Origin of the sequence: Acidisphaera rubrifaciens HS-AP3 (assembly GCF_000964365.1) — a bacterium.
Classification (GTDB): domain Bacteria; phylum Pseudomonadota; class Alphaproteobacteria; order Acetobacterales; family Acetobacteraceae; genus Acidisphaera; species Acidisphaera rubrifaciens.
This window is the reverse complement of the sequence record NZ_BANB01001135.1, coordinates 1-583: the sequence shown is the minus strand read 5'-3', so window position 1 is coordinate 583 and position 583 is coordinate 1. Positions and strand designations below refer to the sequence as shown.

Below are 583 nucleotides of genomic sequence, written 5' to 3'. Positions count from 1 at the left end.
GAAAGCGAAGGCGATCCGGCGGTGAAGGGCCGCATCCGGCGCCTGCGGCTGGCGCGGGCGCGCCGGCGCATGCTCGCGGCGGTGCCGAAGGCCACGGTCGTCATCACCAATCCGACGCATTACGCGGTTGCGCTCTTCTACCAGAACGCGCAAGGAGCGGCCCCGCGGGTCGTGGCGAAAGGCATCGACCACATGGCCGCGCGGATACGTGCGGTCGCCGAGGAGCACCGTGTGCCGATGGTCGCCAACCCGCCGCTCGCCCGCGCGCTGCATACCGTCGACATCGACGCGGAAATCCCGGCCGAGCACTTCCAGGCCGTGGCGCAGATCATCGCCTATATCTGGCGGCTCGATCGGCGGACGCCGCTTCTGTGACCGGTGGGGCGGACCGCGTGCCTCCCGGCCCGGCGGCGGCCGAACGCGCGGACACTGCGGCAGCGGCGCAGCTGTCCCCACCTGAGGCAACGGCCGAATGGCCGGCTGCCGCGGTCGCGCATGATCTCTCCAACCTTCTGACCGCGATTCTCGGCAGCGCCGATGCCCTGTCGCGGCATTCGGGTCCGGACGCGGCGGCGCGCGCGGA

At 72.0% G+C, this 583-nt stretch carries 2 protein-coding genes; both read left to right on the top strand.

Features of this window, described 5'->3' with window-relative positions:
* Positions 1-375 (top strand): EscU/YscU/HrcU family type III secretion system export apparatus switch protein (locus B8460_RS20400; RefSeq protein WP_048863461.1); only part of this gene is annotated, 375 nt, incomplete at its 5' end.
* Positions 372-583, top strand: a 212-nt coding sequence (locus tag B8460_RS23200; protein ID WP_048863460.1) for a hypothetical protein, incomplete at its 3' end; no start/stop codon positions are given. The genes B8460_RS20400 and B8460_RS23200, both read left to right, overlap by 4 nt.